We start from the raw sequence: 23859 nt of genomic DNA, 5'->3' as shown, positions 1-23859 counted from the left end.
ACGGCGACAGCATACCGAGGTGTTCCTGCGGGCGCATCCAGTCGCGCGCTAGCCGTCAGGCGGGCGTTATTCGTGCGTCGCGGTGGCGCCAGAGAAGGGGCTGGGACTGGCCGAGGGACCTGCGTTCGCGGGTTGCGCGTTGGCTGGGGGTCTTGTGGGCGGGGTTGGCACTGACCATCCTCGCGCCGTTCACGGCCGGTGCGTCCTCGCCCCCGTCCGCGGCCGATATCGGCACCCCGATCCCGATCGCGCAGCAATCGGCGCCCGAAACGTTGCGCTCTGGCTGGTTCGAACGTCCCCCGTATCAGGCCGGTTCCGACAGCGCATCCCGGGCATCCCCGGCCGGGCTCGACGTGCGGGTCGCGCAGGAGGCGCTGGCCGGTGTCGGGCATGGCGCCGAGTTCACGCCGCTTTCCTGGAACGACCAGCTCGCCGCACTGCGCCACGGCGCGATCGACTTCGTCATCGGCAGCTATTTTGATTCCGGTCGCCTCGACTATGCGCATTACTCGCAGCCCTACCGTCAGGAACGTAACGCCCTCTATGTGCGCGCCGGCGAGCGCGGTGAATATTCATTCGAGGACCGCGCCGCCCTGGTCCAGACGGTTCGCGACGGAGACTTCCGGCTGGGAGTGACCACGGGTTATGCCTACGCCTCCAGCGAGCTGGCCGACCTGGTCGCGGATCCGGGGGAGGCCGCGCGCCTGTATCCCGCGGCCGGTGACGAGGCCCATATCCAGGCGCTGATCGAGGGTCGGATCGACGGCTTTGTCGCGGACCCCGTGATCGTGGACCTGCTGCTGGCGCGGACGGGTCGCGCCCGCGAGATCCAGACGTATCCGCTGGACCTGGGGACCGTCGGCGTGCGGGTGATGTTCTCCCGTGCCACCGTTCCCGAGTCCTTCGTCGAGAACTTCAACGCGCAGTTGCAGGCCCTGGAGGACAGCCGCCGGATGGCCGCGCTGGAAGTCGAGCATGTGCTGCCCGCGTTTCTCTCGATGGCTACCAGCGAGACCTGGTTCAATACGCTCACCCTGCTGGGGATTCTCGCGTTCTCCGCCTCCGGGCTGATCCTCGCCCGGCGCGAACGCTACAACCTGTTCGGTGCCCTGGTCCTGGCCTCGCTGCCGGCCATCGGTGGCGGCGTGCTGCGCGATCTGCTGCTGGGCCGCGACCCGATCTTCATCTTCGAGACGCCGGAGTTCCTGCTGGTCCCGATCGTGGTCGTGGGGGTCGGCTTCGTGCTGTACAAGCTGCATGACCATGTGCTGGTGCGCTGGCATCTCGTCCAGGAACTCCTGGCGCGGCAGCAGAAGGGGCTCGGCGGGCGCGTGGTGGGCAATCTGCAGCGAGGTCTGGATGCCTGGGCCGTGGCCTCGTTCACCGTGATCGGCGTCGGGGTGGCGGTCGAGTCGCAGGCCAGCCCGTTGTGGCTCTGGGGCCCGGTAATGGCCGTGGTGACCGCCTCGTTCGGCGTGATCATGCGCGATGTGGTGCGCTCGGACTTCAACATCGACATGCTCAAGCGCGACTCCTTCGCCGAGATCTCGGTCCTGGGCGGCATTCTCTATTCGCTGATCCTGCTCTGGCCCCCGGTGGAGCTGAGCCTCGGATTCATCCTGATCGCCACGCATGCGGTGATCGTGCTGCTGTTCCTGGCGCGCTTGGGCGTTCTCTACTGGGGCCGTCCCAACCCGTTGCAGATGGGGGATCCGCATACCCTGCCGGAACGGCGCCTCGAGGCACTGGCGCAGCGCGAACCGGAGGCCTGGTCCAGTCTGACCGGCTACCTCACCGAGGATAACGAGGGGCGGGCCCGCCCGGCCGATTCCGGGGAGCTGGAGCGCCTGCACAAGGACTTCGAATACCTGCTGCAGCCGGTGTTCGCCGAGCTGGACCGGCTGGCGGGCGAGCCCCTGCTGGAGGCCGCCGCACGCCGGCACGAGGCCCTGCGTGATCGCTTCCGGCTGGTTGCGCGCCTGGAGCAGCAGCTGTATGACCACCTGCGCGCGACTGTGACGGATATGGAGACCGCAGCCGACGAGGTGGCGTGGGCCCTGGAAGGCCGCGTTCTCGAGGCCCTGCGGGGATTGCTGGATGCCACGACCATGGCCGCGAGTTCCACGGACCCCGACGACCTGGCCTGGCTGCGCGACATGACGGCCAATCAGCGCAGCCGCTTCGATGCCCTGCGTGCCCGCTACCTCGACCCCGATCATTTCCAGCCCGGGGGTGCACTGGACCGCGTGCTGCAGCGCACCCACCGCGTGGAGCGCATGCTCTGGATGCTGGCGGAGTACGCGGAGCGGCGGCTGGAACCGGCTATGAGCCCGGTACAGGGTGATCGGCGTGCACTGCAGCGGCGTTTCCTGCGCGCCGAATGATTGCCTGGTCGGCGGTCTATGGGGTTGCGGCCAACTGCCGTGTGCGCAGGTGCGTGGCGCCGATCACCGCGGCCGGCACCAGCAGCAGGTTCACCATGGGCACCATCGCCAGCAGCGTGGTCCCGGCGCCGAATGCGAGGGTCTGCAGGCGGCGCTCGCGCAGGCGCCGGCGCACCGTATCGAATGACAGGCCGTCGTTGGCCAGCGGGACCTCCATGAACTCCACCGCCAGGACCCAGCTGCCATAGAGGAACCAGGCAGCGGGTGCGAGCAGGTTGAGCCCCGGAACGAAGGTGATGATCAGCACCGGGATCAGCAACAGGGCGTAATACCCGAGCTTGCGCGCCGCGGTGGCCAGCGCATGTACGGACTCCGCGGTCAGCGAGCGCGGCGCGGCCAGGGGCGGGTGGCCCAGACCTTCGGCCGTGCGGTAGGCCAGCGGCCCGGAGAAGGGGCTGGCCACGATCGCGGCCAGGGCCACGGCGGATATCCCAACCACCAGCAGCAGGAACAGGGCGAACAGCGGCCACAGCAGCCAGGCCAGCCAGTCCAGGGTCTGCGGCAGCCAGGCGGCGAGCAGGGCGTCAAAGCCCACCGCCGCGGCTGCAACCAGCGCGCCCACCAGCAGGACATTGATCATCAGCGGAATGATCACGAGCCCGCGCAGGGCGGGCTCGCGGACGCGTGTCAGGCCCCGGAACGGGGCGAGGAACGCGTAAAGCGGCGAGAGGGGTCTTGCCCGCTGGTTCAGCGGCGGGCCCCGAACAACGTCAGGACCAGACCCACTGCGGCCATGATGCCGCCACCGATCAGGTACATGCGAGTGTCGTCCGTGTAGCGTCCGGTGAAGGTCTCGTGCAGCTCTTCACCCAGGCTTTCGGTCGCGTTGTAGCCCATCACCAGCAGGATGATGCCACCCACCAGCAGGGCGATTCCGAGAATACGGCTCCAGTGCATGTCTACGTCCTTTCTTGTTGTGGTTCTTTGCCTGAATGTAGCACCGATCACCGGCGCTGGCGGTGACGTATCCAGAGAAACGCGAGTCTCCCCGGTTGCGTAGGAGGCCAGCCCTCTGGCCGATGGGGCGTGTCTGGAGTCGTATCGCGCAGGGGGCTGCGCTCCTACAGGGGGTGTCTTGCGTAGGAGGCCAGCCCTCTGGCCGATGGGGCGTGTCCGGCGTCGCATCGCGCAGGGGGCTGCGCTCCTACAGGGGTGTGTCTTGCGTAGGAGGTCAGCCCTCTGGCCGATCGCCGTTGGCTTCAGCGAGAAGGCGAGAAGGCCTCCAGTCCCATGCCGATGCGCGCCAGCCGAGCGGCGCCGTGTGCGGCGTCGTCGTTGTCCGTGGCCATCACCGGGATCTCCAGGATGCGTTCGCGGATGCGTGTCCACGTGGGGTTCGCGGCACCGCCACCGAGCGTGATCACGCGCTCCACGCGCGGTGCCCCAAGCTCCGTCAGGCGCCGGTAGCCATCACGCTCGATGCGCGCGATGCCTTCGAACAGTCCCTGGAGAAAGCGCGCGTCGTCATCCGGGCGCGGCGTCAGGCGTGGCTCCAGTTCCGGATCGCTGACCGGAAAGCGCTCGCCCCGTCGGGGCAGGGGCAGGTAATCGAGGCCCGTGTCCGTATCCGGGGCCATCTGCTCGCTCAGCCGCTTCAGCGTGGTGTCGTCGAAGTGCTGGCGCAGTACCGCGCCGCCGCTGTTGGAGGCGCCGCCGACCAGCCACTGGCCGAACAGGTGATGGCTGTAGATCCCCAGCTCGGGCGCAAACACGGGCTCCGACGAGAGCTGCTTGATCACCATGGTCGAACCCAGGCTGGTGACCCCGGTGCGGTCGTCTTCAACCCCGGAGGCGAGAAAGCCGGCGATACTGTCGGTGGTCCCGGCGATCACCCGCGAGGCGGGGTTCAGCCCCAGGTGCTGTGCCATCTCCGGGGCAATCGGCCCCAGGTTGGTTCCCGCCGGCACGACCTCGGGCAGCAGGTTGGCATCCGTGGTCAGGATGTCCTCCAGCCAGTCCGGCCAGCCCTGCCAGAGGGCGTCGTAGCCAAGCTTCAGCGCATTGTTCTCGTCCATCACGTCAAAGCGCCCGCGCAGCCGCCCGGCGATCCAGTCGGCCTGATGCAGCACGCGCCGCACCCCAGAGAGGCTCTCGTGGCGGCGCACCCACAGCAGCTTCGCGGCCGAGGAGCTGGGGCTGTGCACCGCCGACCCGCTGGGCGCGACCCCGGCGAGGATCGCGGTCATGTCGGTGGCGCGGGCGTCGTTGTACATCATGGCCGGCCGTACCGGCCGGCCATCGGCATCCAGGAACAACAGCGTGGCGGAGGTGCCGTCCACCGCGATCGCGACGGGTTCGCCCTTCAGGTGCTCGGCGGCCTCACGCAGCAGTTCGCGTACCAGGGTCCACCACTGGGCGGGGTCCTGTTCCGCGATGCCGTCTCCGTCCGTCTCCGACTCCGGCAGATCCCGCGCGGCCGAGTACACCCGCTCGCCGTCCGGATCCACCAGTGCCAGGCGGATGCCGGAGGTGCCCAGGTCAAGGCCGATCGCGTGCATTGGAGTCGGCTACAGGCCCGAATGCAGCGGGCTGCGCCCCGGCGGCGGGAGCGTGACCCGCTCCGGCGGGGTCCAGCCGGGCTGGCGGTGTTCGGCCACGACCGAGGTATAGATGCCGCCACGCACGTTGAAGTACGAGGTCAGGCGCATGAAACGTGGCTCGGTGGCCGCGACCAGATCCGCCAGGATCTGGTTGGTCACCGCCTCGTGGAAGGCGCCTTCATCACGGAACGACCACATGTAGTTCTTCAGCGACTTCAGTTCCACGCACTTGTGGTCGGCCACGTACTCCAGGTGCAGCTCCGCGAAGTCGGGCTGACCGGTGGCCGGGCACAGGCAGGTGAACTCCGGGATGCGGATATAGATCGCGAAGTCGTTCTCCGGCGCCGGGTTGTCGAAGGTCTCCAGGGTCTTGCTCGGCTGGCTGGGCATGTCGGTTTCTCGTTGCGGGTCCATTCATGTGGGAGCGTGCTTGCACGCGAACGTTACCGGCACAAGCGTGTACCATTCTACCCCCGAGTGTCCTGACCGCGGATTACGCCGAACGTGCGACTCGCCCGAATCAAGCTGGCCGGCTTCAAGTCCTTCGTCGACCCGACGACGCTGGTGCTGCCCGGAAACCGGGTGGGCATCGTCGGGCCGAACGGCTGTGGCAAGTCGAACACCATCGACGCCGTGCGCTGGGTGATGGGCGAGTCCTCGGCCAAGCACCTGCGCGGCGACTCCAGCGAGGACGTGATCTTCAACGGCTCCTCCAGCCGCAAGCCGGTCGGGCAGGCCTCGATCGAGCTGATCTTCGACAACTCCGACGGTCGCCTGGGCGGCGAGTACAGCGCCTACGGCGAGATCGCCGTGCGCCGCGCGCTGACGCGCGATGGCCAGTCCAAGTACTTCCTCAACGGCCAGCGCGCGCGCAAGCGCGACGTGGTGGACCTGTTCCTGGGCACTGGCCTCGGCCCGCGCAGCTACGCGATCATCGAGCAGGGCATGATCGCGCGCCTGATCGATGCCCGCCCCGAGGAACTGCGCGTCTATCTCGAGGAGGCCGCCGGCATCTCCAAGTACAAGGAGCGCCGGCGCGAGACCGAGAACCGCGTGCGCCACACCCGCGAGAACCTGGAGCGCCTGGACGACGTGCGCGACGAGGTCGCCAAGCAGGCCGAACGCCTCAATCGCCAGGCCGCCACCGCCGAGAAGTATCAGACCCTCGCCGCCGAGCGGCGCCAGAAACGCGCCGAGGCGATCCTGCTGCGTCTGCGTGCGCAGGAACAGGAACTGGAAGGGAGCCGACAGCGCCTGCAGGCGGCCGAGACCGAACTGGCGGGCACCCAGGCGGAGGCGCAAAAGGTGCGCACCGAGACCGAACAGCAGCGCCAGACGCGCGTGGACCTGGAGGCGGCCACTACCGAGGCGCAGTCCGCCTACTACGACCGCGCCGCCGAGGTCTCGCGCCTGGAGCAGTCGATCCGCCATGCGGAGGACGAACTGGCCCGCGAGCGCGCGGAACTGCGGCAGCTGGAAGAGCGCCTGCAGACGGCCGGCGAGGCGTTCGCGGCGCTGGAACAGCGCATTGCCCAGGCCGAACGCGAACGCGACCAGCGCCAGCAGGAGGCGGAGGCCGCCGAGGCCGAGCGCGAACGCCTGGAGGCCGCAGCGGAGCAGGCCGAAAACGAGTTTCAGGCCGCTCGCGAGGCCCAGTCCGAGTGGGAACGCGCCCTGGCCGAGCCGCGCCAGAATGCGCAGCTCGCGCGTTCGCGCATGGATCACGCCGAACACCAGCTCGCGCGGCTGGAGCAGCGCCGCGAACGCCTCGACGCCGAGCGCGCGGCCCTGCCGCAGACCCATCCGGGCGAGGAGGCCGAACGGATGCAGGGCGAACGCGATGCCCTGGCCGAGCGCCTGGAGCAGCTGCGCCAGCAGCACGAGCAGCAGCAGGAACAACTGAACCAGCTCACCGAGGCCCGCCGCGAGGCCCGCGACGCCCTGCACCAGGCCGAGCGCGAGGCGCGCGAGGTCGCGGGGCGTCTGGCGGGGCTGGAACACTTCGCCGGCGAGGACGACCCGGCGCAGACACGCGAGCGCCGTGAGGCCTGGGCACGCGAACAGGGGCTGGACCTCTCGCGGCCCCTGGTGCAGCAGCTGGAGGTCGACGACGGCTGGGATACGGCCGTGGAGCTGGTGCTGGGGGCCTGGCTGGAGGCCGCCGTGCTGGACGCGCCCGAGGCCACGCAGGACTGGCCGAATGCCGCGCTGCGCCTGGTGAGTACGCAGGCGGATGCCGCCGCGGCGACCTCGGACGACTCGCTCGCCGGCCGCGTGCGCGGCTCCGCGGCGGTGACGCAGTGGCTGTCACGCATCCACTGCGCGCAGGATCTCGGCGAGGCCCGGGGCCGCGTTGCGAACCTCGCACCGGACGAGAGCGTGATCACGCCCGATGGCACCTGGATGGGGCCGGGGTGGGTCGCGCATCGCACGCTGGAAGGTGGGGCCTCCGGCGCGGTCGCGCGGGTGCGCCTGGCGCGCGAGCTGCGCGAGCAGGAAGAGCAGCTGCAGGGGCAGGTCGAGCAGCACCAGGCGACCCTGGCGGAACGGGGCGAGGCCATCGATGCCGCGCAGGCCGAGCGCGACCGGCTGGATGCCCAGCTGCGCGAACAGCAGGGCGAGATCGACGAACGCGACCGGCGCATCCAGCGCCTGCGCGATCAGGCCCGGCAGCTGGAACAGCAGCAGGCGCGGATCGACCGCGAGGCGGGCGAACTGGAAGAAGAAACAGCTCGCGCCCGGGAGCAATTGGAGACCGCGCAGCAGGAACGCAACCAGGCCCTCGCCACGCTGGAAACACTGGAGGCCGACCGCGGCACACTGGAGAGTCGACTGGAGGTCGCGCGCGACGCCCATAGTCAGGCCCGCGATGCGGTCCGCGAGGCGCGCGATGTTGCCGGGCGTTCACGCATGGCGGAGCAGGAGGCGCGCCACCGGCTGGAGCGCGAGCAAAGCGAACGCGAGCGCCTGGAACGCCAGCGCGCGGAGGATCGCGAGCGCCTGGAAAAGCTGCAGCAGGGCCTGGCCGGGCGCGAGGGGCCGCTGGAGCAGTGGCGTGGGGATCTGCAGGCCGCCGCGGAGCAGCGCCAGCAGGCGGAAGAACGCCTGACCCGGGCGCGCGCGGATCTCGAGGCCTGCGATGCGCGGCTGCGGGAACTGGCCACGCAGGCCAGCGAACTGGACAGCCGGGTCGAGGCGCAGCGCTCCACCTGCGAGGAGCTGCGCCTGGATCAGCGCGAGCGCTCGGTGCAGATCGAACAGCTGAAGAGCCAGTTCCAGGAGTCGGGATTCGAGGCCGGCCCGCTGGCGGAGGGGCTCGCGGGGGATGCGACGGTACCGGCCTGGGAGCAGGCGATCGCGGAACTCGACCGCAAGATCGACCGCCTGGGGCCGATCAACCTGGCGGCGATCGACGAGGCGCGCAGCCTGGAGGAGCGTTCACGCTACCTCGAGGAGCAGCATGCCGATCTGATCGAGGCGCTGGAGACGCTGGAGGCGGCGATGCACCGCATCGACCGCGAGACGCGTCAGCTGTTCAAGCAGACCTTCGATCAGGTGAACGCCGGGCTGGGGCAGAAGTTCCAGCGCCTGTTCGGCGGCGGCGAGGCGCGCCTGGAGATGACCGGTGACGACCTGCTGGATACCGGCGTGAACATCATGGCCCGCCCGCCGGGCAAGCGCCTGTCCACCATCCATCTAATGTCCGGAGGCGAGAAGGCGCTCACAGCATCGGCGCTGGTGTTCGCTATCTTTGAGTTGAATCCGGCACCCTTCTGCATGCTGGACGAGGTGGATGCGCCGCTCGACGAGGCCAACGTCGGGCGTTTCTGCGAGCTGCTGGAGGACATGTCCGAGCAGATCCAGTTTATTTTTATCACCCATAACAAGGCCACGATGGCGATGGCGGAACAGCTGATCGGCGTTACCATGCACGAACCGGGCGTCTCGCGCCTGGTGAGCGTGGATATCGACGAGGCCGTCGAACTGGCCGAGGCCTGATCCCTGCGATCCCACGGGTTGGGGCGCGGTCGTACAACCGGAAAGACGAGGTATTGAGTGGATTGGATGCGCATCAGTCTGGTGATCCTGGGGATCGTGCTGGTCGCCGGTATCTGGATGGCCCATCGCCTGCGCACGCGCGATCGCGCGCAGGATCTGGATGATGACGCCACCGACTGGAGTGACGACGCGGTGCACATTCGCGCCCAGGACGACCCCGCGCCGCGCAGACGCGAGGGCGATTCCGACAGCCTTGGGGCCGAGGCGGGCTGGGCCGATCCTCTGGAGACCTCGCGCGAGTACACGCGGGACGCCGATTCCGAGGACGACTTCGACGACGTGCGCATTCCCCAGCACGACCGCGCGGAGCCGCACCTGGGCGTGACCTCGGCGGACGACGACGAGCCACTGCCTCCGGGCGAGCGCCATGCCGACCGTGCGCAGGATATCTACGGCGTCCTGGACAACGACGAAGAGCCGGTTCCGCCGCCGCCCCATGGCGCCTTCGAGCCGGACCCGGAGGATGCGCCGCGACGCCGAGCCAGGTCGAGCGCCGCGGAAACCGCGAAGGGCGTGATGGACCAGTTGAGTGGCCGTATGCGCTCCGGGATCGCCGCGCTGCGCGGGACGCGCCTGCGCCGCCCGCGTGCGGAAGAGACGCTCGGCGAACAACTGCACCCGGATCACGAGGTCGACCCCGAGCTGATCGAGGAGCCGGCGCCCGACATGGAGACCCTGGGCGAGTTTGTGTCCGAACCGCGTGTGGTGGGGCGCAACCCGCTGCGCGGTGGCCCGGGGTCGGACGAAAAGATCCTGCTGCTGCATGTGGTCGCGCCGCGCAACCGGCCGTTTACCGGCGTCGCCCTGGGGGCTGCGCTGCAGCGCGCGGGCCTCAAGCCGGGTGCGATGGACATCTACCATTACCACGATGCCGAGATCGACAGCCGCCAGGCGCTGTTCTCCGCCGCGAACATGGTGCCGCCGGGCACGCTGCGCGAACAGGACCTGACGGACACGATGACCCCTGGCATCACGTTGTTCGTGCAGGTGCACAACAGCGCCGATCCGCAACGCGCGTTCGAGGCACTGCTGGAGAATGCGCACGGCCTGGCGCGGGATCTCGGCGGTTCCATCCTCGATGCCCAGCAGTCCACTGCCACCAACCAGACGCTCGCCTACATGCGCGAGGATCTGAACGAGTGGCTGATGCGCCACCGTCCGGACCTGCTGCGGCGGCGGAGGGCGCGGTGAGTTCGCCTTCCGCGTCCCGCGAGGGCGCGGCGGGGGAGGCGGGCGCACGGATCGAGCAGCTGCGGCGCCAGATCGAGCACCACAACTACCGCTACTACGTCCTCGACGACCCGGAGGTCTCCGACGCCGAGTTCGACACGCTGATGCGCGAACTCGAACAGCTCGAGGCCGAACACCCGGAACTCGTTTCCTCGGATTCGCCCACCCAGCGTGTCGGCGGCGCGCCCGCCGCCGGTTTCGACACGGTGCGGCATCGCCTGCCGATGCTGTCGCTGGCCAACGGCTTCGAACCCGACGAGATCCGCGACTTCGACCGCCGCGTGCGTGAGCGCCTGACCAAACAGACTGGCGAGCCCGACCGCGTTGAGCAGGCGGTCGCCTACATGGCCGAGCCCAAGCTGGACGGCCTGGCGATCAGCCTGATCTACGAGAACGGCCGCCTGGTGCAAGCCGCGACGCGCGGCGACGGCGAGACCGGCGAGGACGTGACCGGCAATGTCCGCACCGTACGCCCGATCCCGCTGCACCTGGGAGACCGCTACACCGACGATGCGCCCGGCGTGCTGGAGGTGCGCGGCGAGGTGTTCATGCGCCGCTCGGATTTCGAACGCCTGAACCAGGGCCTGGAGGCCGATGGCCAGCGCGGCTTCATGAACCCGCGCAATGCCGCCGCCGGCAGCCTGCGCCAGCTGGACCCGAAGGTGACGGCTCGGCGCCCCTTGAGCTTTTTTGCCTACTCCATCGGCCATGTCGAGGGCGGCAAGCTGCCGGACACCCAGTCCGGCACGCTGGACTGGCTGCACCACCTGGGTTTTCCGGTCTGCCCCGAGCGCGCGGTGCTGGACGGGGTGGAGGGCTGTCTGGCCTACTACGAGCGCCTGGCCGAGCGTCGTCGCGAGCTGGACTACGAGATCGACGGCATCGTCTACAAGGTCGACTCGCTGGAGGATCAGCAGCACCTGGGGTTTGTCTCGCGTGCGCCGCGTTGGGCCATCGCCCACAAGTTCCCGGCCGAGGAGCAGACGACGAACCTGCGCGCCGTCGACTTCCGCGTCGGCCGCACCGGGGCGCTGACCCCGGTCGCGCGGCTGGAGCCGGTACTGGTCGGCGGGGTCATGGTCAGCAATGCCACGCTGCACAACATGGACGAGATCGCGCGCAAGGACATCCGCATCGGCGACCGCGTGATCGTACGCCGGGCGGGCGACGTAATCCCCGAGGTGGTCGGCCGCGCCGGCGGCGAGCGCCCGCAGGACACCCGCGCGATCGAGATGCCGTCCCGCTGCCCGGAGTGCGATTCGCACATCGAACGCCCGGAGGGCGAGGCCGTCGCCCGCTGCACCGGCGGGCTTGTCTGCCCCGCGCAGCGCCGCGAGGCCCTCAAGCACTTCGTCTCGCGCCGGGCCATGGACATCGAGGGCTTTGGCGAGAAGCTGATCGAACAGCTCGCCGATGGGGGCATCGTACAAAGCCCGGCCGACCTGTTCGCGCTGGACGCCGAGCGCCTGGAGGCCCTGGAACGGGTCGGCCCCAAGCTCGCCGAGAACCTCGTCAACGCCCTGGAACAGGCGCGCGAGACCACGCTTGCGCGGTTCATCTTCGCCCTCGGCATCCGCGAGGTGGGCGAGGTCACCGCCCGCAACCTGGCCACGTACTACGGTGATCTGGACGCACTGATGCAGGCCGATGCCGAGGCCCTGCAGGAGGTCCCGGACGTCGGCCCCATCGTCGCCGAACACGTCGCCAACTTCTTCGCCGAGCCCCACAACCGCGACGTAATCCAGGCGCTACGCGACGCCGGCGTCCACTGGCCCGATCCGCCCCGGCCACAAGCGGCAGAGTCGGGTGACGCGGCCCCGCTGGCCGGCAACACCTACGTCCTGACCGGCAGCTTCGACACCATGACCCGCGAAGAAGCCAAGGCCGCCCTCGAGGCCCGCGGCGCCAAGGTCACCGGCTCCGTCTCCAAAAAGACCACCGCCGTCATCGCCGGCGCCGACTCCGGCTCCAAGGTCACCAAAGCCGAATCCCTCGACATCCCCATCCTCGACCCCGACGACCTCGCCCAGCTCCTCAACGAATCCCCCCTGTAGGAGGCCAGCCCCCTGGCCGATTGGGGCGTGTCCGGCGTCGCATCGCGCAGGGGGCTGCGCTCCTACAGGGGGCTGTCTTGCGTAGGAGGCCAGCCCCCTGGCCGAAGGGGCGTGTCCGGCGTCGTATCGCGCAGGGGGCTGCGCTCCTACAGGGGGTGTATCGGTGGCATGGGGCGCTAGATGGATGCATTTTCATCAGGGGTTGCTTATGCTCCGTCCGCCGCGATGGGGTGCGGCGGGCGCCAGGGACCGGCACTTGATGTAGTGTGGTCGGGCTGAGTTTTGTCTATAGGGCTTGAGGCCAGGATCAGGATGCCGGACGGGCACATCACACCATGCTGAACCGTGGGCTGGAACGTCTGCTGAGGCTGCCGCGCGGCAAGAAGCGTTGGCTGATGATCGCGGCCGACGCAGTCATGCTGCCGCTCGCGTTGTGGTCGGGTTTCATGATCCGGCTGGCCGAGCCATTCCCTCCGATCTTGCAGCAAGCCTGGTGGCTGTTCCCCTTGATCGTGATTGTGGGGATCCCGCTGTTTGCCCGTCTGGGCCTGTACCGTGCTGTCGTGCGTTTTATGGGGTCGCGCGCCATCTGGGCGGTAGGGTCCGGGGTCGTGGTGCTGGCGATGGTCATATGGGCCGCGGTGGCCATCGGTCAACTGGACGGTTTCCCGCGCTCGGTACCGATTAACTTCGCCATCGTGGCCTTTCTCTATGTCGGTGGCAGTCGTTTTCTGGTTCGAGCCTGGTATCGCTCCGTAGCGGATGTCGCGCGGGGGGCCGAGCCCGTGGTGGTGTATGGCGCCGGCGAGGCGGGGGTGCAGCTTCTGTCGGCTCTGAAGGCCGGGGGTCGCTTCCGCATTGTGGCGTTCGTGGACGAGGATCGAGCGCTCCAGGGAAGTTCGATCGACGGGGTGCCGGTTTACTCTCCGGAGCGCCTCTCCGGACTGGTGGACCGATTCCGGGTGGGCCGCTTGTTGCTCGCGCTCCCCTCAGCCAGCCGTAACGAACGCCGGCGCATCCTCGAAAGCCTGGAGCACTTGCCCCTCTACGTACAGTCGGTGCCGTCGATGGAGGCGGTCGTCTCCGGGCATGCGAGCCTCGAGCAACTGGAAGACATCGATATGGCGGATCTGCTCGGACGCGATCCAGTTCCGCCCCAGCCCGACCTGTTGCAGCGAAGCATTCGCGGCAGTGTGGTCATGGTTACGGGGGCAGGGGGGTCGATCGGGTCTGAGCTGTGTCGGCGCATCGTTCTGGAGGAGCCCGCGGCGCTCGTGCTCTATGAACGCAACGAGTTCGCGCTCTACAACATCGAACGCGAGTTGCAGGAGCGATCGGTGCCGTCTGGTCGGACGCCGGCGATTCACGCCGTCCTCGGGTCCGTGGCCAATCCGCGCCGGGTTTCCGCCATATTGAGCGAGTACGGGGTACAGACCCTCTATCACGCCGCCGCCTACAAGCATGTTCCGATCGTGGAGGCCAACCTGATCGAGGGGGTGCGCAACAACGTATTCGGCACGGCCATCCTCGCAGATGCCGCGATCGACGCCGGGGTCGAGCGCTTCATCCTGATCTCCACCGACAAGGCCGTCAGGCCTACAAATGTAATGGGCGCGACCAAGCGCATGGCCGAGATGGTCCTGCAGGACCGCGCCCGGGAAAAGCGCGGGACCATCTTCAGCATGGTGCGCTTTGGCAACGTCCTGGGCTCCTCGGGCTCGGTGGTGCCGCTGTTCCACCAGCAGATTCGCGATGGCGGGCCGGTCACCGTTACCCATCCCGAGATCACGCGTTATTTCATGTCCATCCCGGAGGCAGCCGAGCTCGTGATTCAGGCCGGCGCCATGGCGGAAGGGGGCGAGGTCTACGTGCTGGATATGGGCGAGCCGGTGCGCATTGTCGATCTGGCGCGCCGGATGATCCGGTTGCACGGGCGCCAGGTGAAGGAAGACGGCTATCCCGAAGACGGCATCGAGATCGTGTTTACGGGCTTGCGCCCCGGCGAGAAGCTTTACGAGGAGTTGCTGATTGGCGATGACGTGGAAGCCACGGTGCACCCGCGGATCATGCAAGCCCGGGAGGACTGCCTTGCTCCCGCCGATGTTCGCGCGGCACTCGTGCAGCTCGATCAAGCGGACCGCGAAATGGATGCCGAGCAAGCCTGTGAGACGTTGCGTCGCGTCGTGTATGAATACAGACCGGCGGAACATTCTTCGCGCACGCTTGAGCGCGCGGACTCGCTGCCGGGATGAGCGGTGGGCAATATGCCGTATGGGTGTCTGCAGCGGATTCGGGCACGGCTTCAAGAACGTGACTGACGCCAAGGTCGTTCAGTGCGGAACGCGTACCGTGCACGACACATCATCGCCAGGTCCCGGTATTCTGCGCGCGCTAACCCAGCGAGGCAGTTGCGGCGAACTCCGGCCGGCCGACGGGCTGTTGCTGCTGTAGGAGCGCAGCCCCCTGCGCGATGGGGTGCTGGACAGGCCCCATCGGCCAGAGGGCTGGCCCCTGCGGTTTCGGGGCCAGCAGGCGGATCCTCGCCGATACGGCACCGGACAGCCGCAACAGGTGCCTCGCCCCAACCAATGCGCACATTAACAAACGGGAACGACAAGGAATTCGGGATGAAGATCGCAGTCGCCGGTACCGGCTATGTAGGGCTTTCCAATGCGGTGTTGCTGGCTCAGCACCACGAGGTGGTGGCGCTGGATGTGGTGCCCGAGAAGGTCGAACAGATTAACCGTAAGGAATCGCCGATCATCGACGCCGAGATCCAGGACTTCCTGCAGAACCGGTCGCTGAACCTGGCCGCCACGCTGGACAAGCAGCAGGCCTACGAGGGGGCAGACTTCATTATTGTCGCCACCCCCACGGACTACGACCCGCAAACCAACTACTTCAATACCAACACCGTCGAATCCGTGATCCGGGACGTGCTGGCGATCAACCCGCACGCCACCATGGTGATCAAGTCGACCGTGCCGGTCGGCTACACGCGCGAGATCAAGGCGCAGATGGAGACCGACAACATCCTGTTTTCGCCGGAGTTCCTGCGCGAGGGCCGGGCGCTGTACGACAACCTGCACCCGTCGCGCATCATCGTCGGCGAGCAGTCCGAGCGGGCCGAGACCTTCGCCGGCCTCCTGGCGGAAGGCGCGGTTGACGAGGACATCCCGATTCTTTTCACCAACTCCACCGAGGCCGAGGCGATCAAGCTGTTCGCCAACACCTACCTCGCGATGCGGGTGGCGTACTTCAACGAGCTGGATAGCTACGCCGAGACGCATGGCCTGGACACCCGCCAGATCATCGACGGCGTATGCCTGGACCCGCGCATCGGCAGCCACTACAACAACCCGTCCTTCGGCTACGGCGGCTACTGCCTGCCGAAGGACACCAAACAGCTCTTGGCCAACTACGACGAGATCCCCAACAACATCGTCAAAGCCATCGTGGATGCCAACCGCACGCGCAAGGACTTTGTGGCCGACGCGGTGATCCGCCGCAATCCGCAGGTGGTGGGCATTTACCGCCTGGTGATGAAAAGCGGCTCCGACAACTTCCGCGCCTCCGCCATTCAGGGCGTGATGAAGCGCATCAAGGCCAAGGGCATCGAGGTGGTGGTCTACGAGCCGGAGCTCCCGGACGAGGAGTTTTACCGCTCCCGCGTCATCCGCGATCTCGAGGAGTTCAAACAGATCAGCGACGTGATCGTCGCCAACCGCATCACCGACGATATCCGCGATCAGACCGACAAGATCTACACCCGCGACCTCTTCGGCAGCGACTAACCAGCACGCAGCCAGAAACTTGTAGGAGCGAGCTAGCTCGCGAAGCCCCCGCCAAAGCCAGCCCTCGGCACCCCTTCGCGTGCAAGCACGCTCCCACAGAATTGCGACAGGTTCAGCCTCCCATGGATCCATCAATCCATGGCGGGCGGACCACTATCCCGGACACAGCCGCCACAGAACCCGCCATCCCGACCAGCTCCGTTATCCCACATCTTCAACAGACAATCCCGGCTTACGCGTAGCGAAGAGCCGGGATCTCCAGCGCAAGAGCAAGCGGTCGAGTCTGTTTTGGAGGTGAATGAACTCGTGCCGTACAATTCCGTTAAATTTGCCATACACGTCGGGAGCTGATGGGATGGAACAGGAAACCACCAAGGTCACCGTGCGCCTGCCCAAGCAGGATGTGGAGTTCGCGAAGGCCTATGCCAAGGCGCACGGCATGAGCATGACCGAGGTGATTGATCGCCATCTGCGCCGCCTTCGGGCGCTGGAACGGCATACGCCAAGTGCCGAATTGGAAGCCATCACCGGCCTGATCCCCCCTGATGTGGATGCCGAGGAGTCCTATCACGACCACCTGCGCGACAAGCATCAATCGTGATCATGCTCGATCTGAACGTCCTGCTGGACGTTCTGCAAAAGCGCGAGCCGCACTATCGTGTTTCGGCGGCGGTTCTGGAACAAGTCCTGCACGGTGAAGAAGAGGGAGCAATCAGCGCACACGCAGCGACCACGGCGCACTACCTGGTTGCACGGTATGCGGATCGCACGGCTGCGGATCGGGCATTAAGCTGGTTGCTCCAGTATTTGCGCGTATGCGAGGTGGGACGCGCAGAACTTGAACGAGCCCGGTCACTCGGTTGGGCGGATTTCGAAGATGCCGTGGTGGCAGCCACTGCCGAGTGCGCGGGTTGCGCCTGCATCGTTACGCGAAACGTCAAGGATTTCGCCGGTTCGCCAGTGCCGGCGCTGACTCCGCAGGAGTTTCTGCTCCGCTAAGAGCGTTGTATGCGCTTTCCACGGGCCCAATCGGCCAGAGGGCTGGCCTCCTACTGAAGGCAAAACGACAACGGATGATGGAATGGAATTGATTACGCCGTATGGCGGTGCGCTCTGCGAGCGTTATGTGGACGAGGCGACTGCGCGCGAATTGAATGAAGCGGCGCGGGATATGCCCTCCTGGGATCTGACCCTGCGCCAGCAGTGCGATGCGGAACTGCTGCTGAACGGGGGGTTCTCCCCGCTGACGGGCTTCATGGGCCCAGCGGACTACGACGGCGTGCTTGAGAGCATGCGCCTGGCCGACGGCACGCTATGGCCGATGCCGATCACGCTGGACGTGACCGAAGCCTTCGCCGCGCAGGCGGAGGAGGGCAGCCGCATCGCCCTGCGCGATGCGGAGGGCATGCTCATCGCGGTGATGGACGTGGAGCATCGCTGGACGCCCGATCGCACTCGCGAGGCAGAACAGGTGTTTGGCACTACCGATACCGCGCACCCCGGCGTCAACGAGCTGCTGCATCGCACGGGGCCTGTATATCTGGGCGGCACGCTGCATGGTCTCGAGGCCCCGGTCCACCACGACTTTCGCAACTACCGTTACAGCCCGAGAGAGCTGCGGGAATACTTCCAGAAGCTCGGCTGGAGCCGCGTAGTCGCCTTCCAGACGCGCAACCCGATGCACCGCGCCCAGGTGGAGCTCACCCGCCGCGCGGTGCGCCAGACAGAGGCCAACCTGCTGATCCATCCGGTCGTGGGCGTGACGGCCCCGGGCGACGTGGACCATTACGCCCGCGTGCGCTGCTACGAGCATGTGCTGCGCCAGGCCTCGGAGCAGACCACTCAGCTGAGCCTTTTGCCGCTGGCGATGCGCATGGCCGGCCCGCGCGAGGCCCTGTGGCACGCGATCATCCGCCGCAACTACGGTTGCACGCACATGATCGTCGGCCGTGACCATGCCAGCCCCGATGCAGGCCCGGACGAGCAGGCCTTCTACGGCCCCTACGAGGCACAGGAACTGATCCAGCGCTATGCCGACGAGATCGGTATCGAGATGGTCCCGTTCCAGGCCATGACCTATGTGCAGGATCGGGCGGACTTCGTGCCGGCCAATGAAGTGCGCGAGGGCGAACACCCCCTCAGCCTCCCCAGCTCGGAATTCCGCCGCCGCCTGCGAGAAGGCCTGGAGATCCCCGAGTGGTTCTCCTATCCGGAAGTCGTGCAGGAGCTTCGCCGCAGCTTCCCGCCGCGCGACCGCCAGGGTTTCACCGTGTTCTTCACCGGCCTGTCCGGTTCCGGCAAGTCCACCATGGCCAACGCCCTGCGGGTCAAGCTGATGGAACTGGGCGGGCGCGCCGTCACGCTGCTGGATGGCGACATCGTGCGCAAGGAACTCTCCAGCGAGCTCGGCTTCTCCAGGGAGCACCGCGACATCAACGTCCAGCGCATCGGGTATGTGGCCAGCGAGATCACCAAGAATGGCGGCTGCGCCATCTGCGCCCCCATCGCCCCGTACACCGACATGCGCCGCCGCGTGCGCGAACGCATCGAGCGGGCAGGGGGCTTTATCGAGGTCCACGTCGCGACGCCGCTGGAAACCTGCGAGGCCCGCGACCGCAAGGGCCTCTACGCCAAGGCCCGTGCCGGCCTGATCAAGGAATTCACCGGCATCGACGACCCCTACCAGGAGCCGCAACACCCCGAGCTGCGCCTCGACACCCGCGAGATGACCCCGGACGAAGCCGCCCACCGCATCCTGCTCAAGCTCGAAGCCATGGGCTTCATCCGCAACCCTTAGCGCACGATCGGCCAGAGGCTGGCCTCCTACAGGGCGCGTGCTTCTGCCGCTTGTAGGAGCGCAGCCCCCTGCGCGATGGGGTGCTGGAGAGGCCTCATCGGTCAGAGGCTGGCCTCCTACGATGGGTCCCGGTATTTTGTAGGAGCGCAGCCCCCTGCGCGATAGAACGCCGGAAAAAGCCCCCACGGCCAGAATCTGATTTATGGCCAGCCGAAGAAGACCAGACGACATCCATCCGCCCCTCGGCGGATAACAACCAGCACAACGGGAGCGATGCCATGGACGGCAAACCTCACGCTCAGGCCCTGCGCCGTGGGCGCTATTCCGAGCCCGGGCGGATCTACCTTGTTACCACCGTCACGCGGGATCGCACACCGGTGTTCCGCGATTTCAGCGCTGCCCGTGCACTGGTCGGTACGCTGCGCCACGCGCAAGCGCTCGGGCATGCGGATACGCTGGCGTATGTGGTGATGCCGGATCATCTGCACTGGCTGATGACGCTCGGCGAAAGCATGTCCCTGTCTACCGTCGTGCGGTCGGTCAAGGCAGTCACCGCCCGCAGGCTCGGGCGAGCACTCTGGCAGCCCGGCTTTCACGATCACGCGGTACGCCGCGAAGAAGACCTCGCGTCGCTGGCGCGTTACATCGCCGCCAATCCCTTGCGTGCCGGTTTGGTGCGCAACCTTCGTGATTACCCGCACTGGGATGCGATCTGGCTTTGACTGGGGGGTTAGCCGAACGTCCCATCGGCCAGAGGGCTGGCCTCCTACAGGGGGCGATTGCTGTAGGAGCGCAGCCCTCTGCGCGATGGGGCGTATCCAGATGCCCCAATCGGCCAGGGGGCTGGCCTGCTACGCGGAATCACGCCCCCTGTTGGAGCGCAGCGCCCTGCGCGATTCGGCGCTGGGTATACCCCCAATCGGCCCGAGGCCGCCCCCTGCATCGTGGTGCTTATCCCGGGTATAATCTAGTCTAGTCAATTAGACTAAGTTGGATGCCGGTGCGAGGGTAGACATGAACGAGACGGTTAATATCCACGAGGCCAAGACTCATTTGTCCCGCTTGCTGGACAAGGTGAGCCGGGGCGAGCCGGTGGTGATCGCTCGGGCCGGCAAGCCGATCGCCCGACTCACGCGGGTCGAGGCACCGACGCCGGCCGCGGCCAGCCGTGTCGGTTTCCTCAAAGGGCAGGTGAGTGTGCCGGACGACTTCGACCGGATGGGCGAGGAGGCCATTATCGAGGCATTCGATAGCGACGATGCATCTCCTTCTTGATACTCACATCCTCCTGTGGGCGGCTGCCGATTCGTCACGGCTGCCTTCCGAGGCGCGCGAGCTGATCCTCAACCCCGAACATGAGCTTGCGTACAGTGCCGCCAGCCTGTGGGAGGTCACCATCAAGCGGAGTCTTGGGCGTCGCGATTTCGTCGTTGAGCCTGCTGTCCTGCGTCGGGAGCTTCGCGAGCACGGCTATACGGAATTGTCCATCGACGGAACCCATGCGCTGGCTGTGGGCCACTTGCCGGATATCCACAAGGACCCGTTCGACCGGATCCTGATTGCCCAGGCCGAGTCCGAAGGCTACCTCCTGCTCACCAGCGACACCCACCTGGCTCAGTACCCGGGTCCCATACGCCTGGTGTAACCGAACAGCCGTTGCAGGAGCGCAACCCCTGCGCGATGGGGCGCGGGTGATGCCCCATCGGCCAGAGGGCTGGCCTCCTACACGGATGCCCGATTGCTGTAGGTGCGCAGCCCTCTGCGCGATGGGGTGTTGGTGACGCACAGTCAGCCAGAGGGCGAAGGAGCGTTCGTGAATCGGCGGGATCGATGCTAAATTGGTAAAACGGACTATCGATCGATCAAAGGTGCTGTAATGGAAGCCCTCACCATCTCTCCGAAATATCAGGTCGTCATCCCCAAGGCGGTACGCGAGGCGCTGCATCTTCGCGCGGGCCAGAAGGTCCAGATTGTGGCGTACGACGACCGCATCGAACTGATTCCCGAACGGCGCATGAGCGAGATGCGGGGGTTCCTCAAGGGCATTGACCCCGACATCCCGCGCGAGGGAGACCGCGTGTGAACGTGGTCGATTCGTCCGCGTGGCTGGAATACTTTGCCGACGGCCCCAACGCCGATGTGTTTGCAGACGCAATCGAGACCACGGCAGAACTGATCGTCCCCACAATCAGCCTCTACGAGGTCTTCAAGCGGGTACTCCAGCAGCGCGGCGAGGCGGCGGCCCTGCAGGCGGCTGCACTGATGCAGCAGGGCGAACTCGTCGAACTCTCGGGGCCCTTGGCACTGTCCGCTGCCAGTCTCGGCAACCAGCATGGCCTCCCGCTCGCCGACAGCATCATCTACGCCACCGCGCGCGCCCATCAGGCCGACCTCTGGACCCAGGACGCCGATTTCGACGGACTTCCGGCTGTTCACTACATCCCAAAGCCTTCCCCGTAGGAGGCCAGCCCTCTGGCCGATTGGGGTGTTGTACAGGCCCGATCGGCCAGAGGGCTGGCCTCCTACGGTTCTTGGGGCATTCCCGCCTGTAGGAGCGCAGCCCCCTGCGCGATGGGACGTTGGTGATGCCCGATCGGCCAGGGGGCTGGCCTCCTACGGATCTTGGGGCATTCCCGCCTGTAGGAGCGCAGCCCTCTGCGCGATGGGGCGTTGGTGATGCCCGATCGGCCAGGGGGCTGGCCTCCTACGGATCTTGGGGCATTCCCGTCGGTAGGAGCGCAGCCCCCTGCGCGGTGGGGCGTTGGTGATGCCCGATCGGCCAGGGGGCTGGCCTCCTACGGTTCTTGGGGCATTCCCGCCGGTAGGAGCGCAGCCCTCTGCGCGATGGGGCGTTGGTGATGCCCGATCGGCCAGGGGGCTGGCCTCCTACGGATCTTGGGGCATTCCCGCCGGTAGGAGCGCAGCCCTCTGCGCGATGGGACGTTGGTGATGCCCGATCGGCCAGGGGGCTGGCCTCCTACGGTTCTTGGGGCATTCCCGCCGGTAGGAGCGCAGCCCTCTGCGCGATGGGGCGGTGGGTGATGCCATCGGCCGGCGTCGGTTGATTTGGGACTTTGGTGGCACCATTTGCATGAGCCGCGTCATCGCAGCCTGCTGTATTGCTGTTGATATCCGTGATCGGGCCGACAAGATCGGGATTTTCGAGCTGTCAGGTGCCATGAGGGGCGTAGTATCCTTGTCTCCTTTTCGCACACAGGAGCCGAGCCCCTCGACGATCCTGTCTCCTTGATCCCGGCAGCGGTTGAACAGCTTGATTCGCGACATTCTGGACAGCCTGAAATGGAGTAGCCGCCTGGGAGCCAAGTTTCTCTGGGCCGTCCCAACGGCTACCAGTGGGGTGGTGCTGTTTACCCTGGTATCGCAGCTGTCCATGCTGCTCGCCTTTTTCCTTCCGCTGAAGGTCATCATCCTGCTGGGTTCGGACGGCATCCCGCGGTATTTCCCGCCGGCCTTCGAGCAGTTCGACCGCGATGCGCTGATCGTCTGGCTGAGTATTGCCACCGTCGCGTTCTACGCCCTGTACCTGTTGGCAGACGGACGTTTCCAATGTGGTTGTCGTGCACGGCGTCACGCGACCTTTTCGGTAGTGACTGAGGCCCAGATGGCCCCCTCAGCGCCGCAGGCCGGGACGCGGATCTACCAGAGGAGCGGATTCTGCGGACGAATTGTCGGATCGATCCTGTAGGAACGCAGCCGCCGCGCGATAGAATCCCCGTCAGGGGATCATACCGCTTTGATGTAACCACCAGGGCGGAAGTGAATCCATGCCCGGTATGGGCCTCACGTCCCTGCACAGCCGGGCCGGACGTTCGCAGACCAGACCCATGCCTGACGAGATAACAGGAAATCAATAATGCAAGAACCCGACGGCCGCCAATCCCACGCATATGATGACGAGATCAGCCTTTACGAGCTGTGGGACGTCCTGGTGCGCCGTTTGCCTGTCTTGCTGACGGTCGGTGCTCTCACGATCGTGTCGGGCGTTGTCTATGCCGTCATGCAGCCATTGATGTATGAGTACCGCTCGGGTGTAGATCTACCGACGGTCTATGCCGAAGAGTCGGTCAATGTTGTGTCACAGGAGATGGCGATCGCTTGGTTGGAGGATGTCTTGGTCCCGCTGCATCGCCGGGAGCTTTTTGACGGGAAACAGGAGATTCCTGATGTACACGTGAGTGAGCACGGCTCGGGCTTCAGTCTCATGCTGGAGTCCACGAGTACGCGCGAGGCGGCGCACCGTGTGTCGGATCTGCACCAGGAGATCATCGCTGAATTGTCTGTGTGGTTGGACCCTCGTTTCGAACGGTTCCTGTCGAGCACCCTTAAACCACTCAACAATCGGATTGACGTACTGGATGAGCAGATTGAAACGCTGGGGGACGAACTCCAGCTACTCTACGAGCGCCTTGGAGACGGAGATGATGTCGCGGGTTTGATCGTGGCTCAGCAGATCGGAGACGTTCGTCGGGAGCTGTCCAGCCTGCGTTCCGATCGCGCGGATGCGCAGTCCAAGGCGGAAACGGTCCAAGAGATGAGCCGCAACACCGAACAGACTTTCATCGCGGCGGAGTCGGAGGATCCTGTGGGGCCGGGACGATCGCTTATCGTGGCATTGTCCGTTGTACTTGGAGGAATGTTCGGCCTCTTTGCCGCGTTCTTCTGGGAGTTCGTCAGCAACGCGCGACGCCGACATGTCGATGAAAATTGATTGCGTCATGAACAGCCGAGGCTGTCGGATCTTCGGGGATGGCTAGTCCGTTAAGGCGTATCTGGCCTATTACTGCTCAAACGCAAACGCAAACGCAAACGCGCCGAACACGAGACGCTAATGACCGGGACCGAACAACCGCGCGCGGACCTCCAGGACCATGGCACTCAACTTATGTGGGAGCCGCCTTGGCGGCGAAGCCCCTGCCAGAG

General features: G+C 66.4%; 19 protein-coding genes and 1 pseudogene. 16 read left to right on the top strand and 4 right to left on the bottom strand.

Annotated features, from left to right (window positions below):
* Positions 1-164 precede the first annotated feature (164 nt).
* Positions 165-2384 (top strand): TRIC cation channel family protein, encoded by a 2220-nt coding sequence (locus F468_RS0110700; protein ID WP_018995140.1) that lies wholly within the window; start codon positions 165-167, stop codon positions 2382-2384.
* 16 nt (positions 2385-2400) lie between these two features.
* On the opposite strand, the gene cysZ is transcribed toward F468_RS0110700, so the two are convergent.
* The 4 genes from cysZ to queF all read right to left on the bottom strand — a co-directional run bounded on the left by cysZ (position 2401) and on the right by queF (position 5374).
* Positions 2401-3075, bottom strand: a complete 675-nt coding sequence (cysZ, locus tag F468_RS0110695) for a sulfate transporter CysZ (RefSeq protein ID WP_081616979.1) — start codon at positions 3073-3075, stop codon at positions 2401-2403.
* 56 nt (positions 3076-3131) lie between these two features.
* Positions 3132-3341, bottom strand: a complete 210-nt coding sequence (locus tag F468_RS0110690; RefSeq protein ID WP_018995138.1) for a DUF3185 family protein — start codon at positions 3339-3341, stop codon at positions 3132-3134.
* 302 nt (positions 3342-3643) lie between these two features.
* Positions 3644-4942: an FGGY-family carbohydrate kinase gene (locus tag F468_RS0110685; RefSeq protein ID WP_018995137.1), complete on the bottom strand. Its 1299-nt coding sequence runs from the start codon at positions 4940-4942 to the stop codon at positions 3644-3646.
* A gap of 9 nt (positions 4943-4951) precedes the next feature.
* Complete coding sequence (gene queF, locus F468_RS0110680) at positions 4952-5374, bottom strand: preQ(1) synthase (protein WP_018174047.1); 423 nt, start codon at positions 5372-5374, stop codon at positions 4952-4954.
* Between the two features lie 114 nt (positions 5375-5488).
* Here queF and smc point away from each other — a divergent pair, with 114 nt between their 5' ends.
* The 15 genes and pseudogenes from smc (at position 5489) to F468_RS0110600 (ending at position 23647) form a co-directional block, all read left to right on the top strand.
* Complete coding sequence (gene smc / locus F468_RS0110675; RefSeq protein WP_018995136.1) at positions 5489-8983, top strand: chromosome segregation protein SMC; 3495 nt, start codon at positions 5489-5491, stop codon at positions 8981-8983.
* Between the two features lie 66 nt (positions 8984-9049).
* Positions 9050-10234 (top strand): cell division protein ZipA C-terminal FtsZ-binding domain-containing protein, encoded by a 1185-nt coding sequence (locus tag F468_RS0110670; RefSeq protein ID WP_018995135.1) that lies wholly within the window; start codon positions 9050-9052, stop codon positions 10232-10234.
* Positions 10231-12327 (top strand): NAD-dependent DNA ligase LigA, encoded by a 2097-nt coding sequence (ligA, locus tag F468_RS0110665; protein ID WP_018995134.1) that lies wholly within the window; start codon positions 10231-10233, stop codon positions 12325-12327. Before F468_RS0110670 ends, ligA begins: the two co-directional genes overlap by 4 nt.
* Before the next feature lie 335 nt (positions 12328-12662).
* Entirely contained in the window at positions 12663-14579 is a 1917-nt protein-coding gene (locus F468_RS0110660; protein WP_018995133.1) for a nucleoside-diphosphate sugar epimerase/dehydratase, read from the top strand.
* Positions 14580-14954: 375 nt separating this feature from the next.
* Positions 14955-16121, top strand: a complete 1167-nt coding sequence (locus tag F468_RS0110650) for a nucleotide sugar dehydrogenase (protein ID WP_018995132.1) — start codon at positions 14955-14957, stop codon at positions 16119-16121.
* A 355-nt stretch (positions 16122-16476) separates the two neighbouring features.
* Positions 16477-16722 carry a DUF6364 family protein gene (locus F468_RS0110645; protein ID WP_018995131.1) on the top strand — a complete coding sequence of 82 codons (246 nt, stop codon included), beginning with the start codon at positions 16477-16479 and terminating at the stop codon, positions 16720-16722.
* Positions 16719-17120: a PIN domain-containing protein gene (locus F468_RS0110640; protein ID WP_018995130.1), complete on the top strand. Its 402-nt coding sequence runs from the start codon at positions 16719-16721 to the stop codon at positions 17118-17120. Before F468_RS0110645 ends, F468_RS0110640 begins: the two co-directional genes overlap by 4 nt.
* 82 nt (positions 17121-17202) lie before the next feature.
* A complete protein-coding gene (locus F468_RS0110635; RefSeq protein WP_018995129.1) occupies positions 17203-18918 on the top strand; it encodes a bifunctional sulfate adenylyltransferase/adenylylsulfate kinase in 1716 nt (571 codons plus the stop codon).
* A 278-nt stretch (positions 18919-19196) separates the two neighbouring features.
* Positions 19197-19640, top strand: coding sequence for a transposase (locus tag F468_RS0110630; RefSeq protein WP_018995128.1), 444 nt, complete (start codon positions 19197-19199; stop codon positions 19638-19640).
* A gap of 292 nt (positions 19641-19932) precedes the next feature.
* Complete coding sequence (locus F468_RS0110625) at positions 19933-20193, top strand: type II toxin-antitoxin system Phd/YefM family antitoxin (RefSeq protein WP_018137569.1); 261 nt, start codon at positions 19933-19935, stop codon at positions 20191-20193.
* Entirely contained in the window at positions 20177-20563 is a 387-nt protein-coding gene (locus F468_RS0110620) for a type II toxin-antitoxin system VapC family toxin (protein ID WP_018137570.1), read from the top strand. Before F468_RS0110625 ends, F468_RS0110620 begins: the two co-directional genes overlap by 17 nt.
* 231 nt (positions 20564-20794) lie before the next feature.
* Positions 20795-21001 (top strand): AbrB/MazE/SpoVT family DNA-binding domain-containing protein, encoded by a 207-nt coding sequence (locus F468_RS0110615; RefSeq protein ID WP_018137571.1) that lies wholly within the window; start codon positions 20795-20797, stop codon positions 20999-21001.
* Positions 20998-21378, top strand: a complete 381-nt coding sequence (locus F468_RS0110610) for a type II toxin-antitoxin system VapC family toxin (RefSeq protein ID WP_018137572.1) — start codon at positions 20998-21000, stop codon at positions 21376-21378. The genes F468_RS0110615 and F468_RS0110610 overlap by 4 nt, the downstream gene beginning before the upstream one ends.
* Positions 21379-22189: 811 nt before the next feature.
* Positions 22190-22474 (top strand): annotated as a pseudogene (locus F468_RS14275) (hypothetical protein); the annotation flags it as partial.
* 318 nt (positions 22475-22792) lie between these two features.
* Positions 22793-23647, top strand: coding sequence for a hypothetical protein (locus F468_RS0110600; protein ID WP_018995126.1), 855 nt, complete (start codon positions 22793-22795; stop codon positions 23645-23647).
* Positions 23648-23859: the final 212 nt, after the last annotated feature.

It is taken from the genome of Thioalkalivibrio sp. ALJ2, assembly GCF_000378325.1.
GTDB lineage: Bacteria > Pseudomonadota > Gammaproteobacteria > Ectothiorhodospirales > Ectothiorhodospiraceae > Thioalkalivibrio.
Note: the sequence above shows the minus strand (reverse complement) of the source record. Positions and strands in the feature narration are given on the sequence as shown.

Bases quoted from the DNA above. Each gene is read 5' to 3' on its own strand.
- F468_RS0110635 (WP_018995129.1), top strand. From the start codon at position 17,203: ATGGAATTGATTACGCCGTATGGCGGTGCGCTCTGCGAGCGTTATGTG.
- F468_RS0110670 (WP_018995135.1), top strand. From the start codon at position 9,050: ATGCGCATCAGTCTGGTGATCCTGGGGATCGTGCTGGTCGCCGGTATC.
- queF (WP_018174047.1), bottom strand. From the start codon at position 5,374: ATGCCCAGCCAGCCGAGCAAGACCCTGGAGACCTTCGACAACCCGGCG.
- F468_RS0110625 (WP_018137569.1), top strand. From the start codon at position 19,933: ATGAACGAGACGGTTAATATCCACGAGGCCAAGACTCATTTGTCCCGC.
- F468_RS0110630 (WP_018995128.1), top strand. From the start codon at position 19,197: ATGGACGGCAAACCTCACGCTCAGGCCCTGCGCCGTGGGCGCTATTCC.
- F468_RS0110615 (WP_018137571.1), top strand. From the start codon at position 20,795: ATGGAAGCCCTCACCATCTCTCCGAAATATCAGGTCGTCATCCCCAAG.
- F468_RS0110600 (WP_018995126.1), top strand. From the start codon at position 22,793: ATGCAAGAACCCGACGGCCGCCAATCCCACGCATATGATGACGAGATC.
- F468_RS0110645 (WP_018995131.1), top strand. From the start codon at position 16,477: ATGGAACAGGAAACCACCAAGGTCACCGTGCGCCTGCCCAAGCAGGAT.
- F468_RS0110620 (WP_018137570.1), top strand. From the start codon at position 20,177: ATGCATCTCCTTCTTGATACTCACATCCTCCTGTGGGCGGCTGCCGAT.
- F468_RS0110650 (WP_018995132.1), top strand. From the start codon at position 14,955: ATGAAGATCGCAGTCGCCGGTACCGGCTATGTAGGGCTTTCCAATGCG.
- F468_RS0110690 (WP_018995138.1), bottom strand. From the start codon at position 3,341: ATGCACTGGAGCCGTATTCTCGGAATCGCCCTGCTGGTGGGTGGCATC.
- F468_RS0110685 (WP_018995137.1), bottom strand. From the start codon at position 4,942: ATGCACGCGATCGGCCTTGACCTGGGCACCTCCGGCATCCGCCTGGCA.
- F468_RS0110660 (WP_018995133.1), top strand. From the start codon at position 12,663: ATGCTGAACCGTGGGCTGGAACGTCTGCTGAGGCTGCCGCGCGGCAAG.